This is a genomic window from Flavobacterium sp. GNP011 (genome assembly GCF_056428925.1).
The window spans coordinates 1-752 of sequence record NZ_JBWJVJ010000054.1 but is presented as its reverse complement, the minus strand read 5'-3'; the positions used below and the strand labels follow the sequence as shown (position 1 = coordinate 752).

The 752-nt window shown below is 44.8% G+C and carries 1 protein-coding gene; it reads right to left on the bottom strand.

Annotated elements, in window-relative coordinates; genetic code table 11:
* Positions 1–752: Calx-beta domain-containing protein (locus tag AC061E_RS16595; protein ID WP_478287249.1), on the bottom strand; the 752-nt coding region annotated here is incomplete at both ends.

The window sequence follows — 752 nt, the reverse complement described above, 5'->3', positions numbered from 1 at the left end:
GGTTGCTCAAAATAAAGTTGAACACTACGGCATCTCCCTCAATAGCATCAGCTGCACTGATACTTGCTACTGTTGGTGCATTGTCATTATCCGTGATTGTTCCTGTAGCACTTACTGATCCGTTGTTGATGGTGAAGGTTTCATTCGCTTCATCAATACTATCACCGCTGGTTGGTACAGCTACCGTTCCAGAGGTTGCTCCTGCTGGAACAAGGACTGTTACGTCTGTTGTCGTGTAATCAGCACTTCCTGCTGTTCCATTGGTCAAAGTGAATGTATAGCTTGTATCCACAGCAGATGGGTTGCTCAAAATAAAGTTGAACACTACGGCATCTCCCTCAATAGCATCAGCTGCGCTGATACTTTCTACTGTTGGCGCATTGTCATTATCTTCAATAGTTCCTGTAGCGGTATCGGTTGTTGATCCAACGGTTCCTGTAGCGCTGGTGATTGCTATGGTGAAGATCTCGTTATTCTCATCAATAGTATCTGCCGTACTTGGTACGGTTGCTGTTGCTGTTGTAGCTCCTGCTAAGAAGGTTACCGTTACTGCTGTAGTAGTGTAATCTCCGTTAGTAGTCGATATATTGGTAAAGCCTAAAGTAAGGGTGATGTCTGTAGCCGATGGATTGCTCAATGTCACTGGGAAACTCAAGTTTCCGCCCTCAGCAATTGTAGCATCTTCAATCGTTACCACTGGCGCATTGTCATTATCTTCAATAGTTCCTGTAGCGGTATCGGTTGTTGATCCA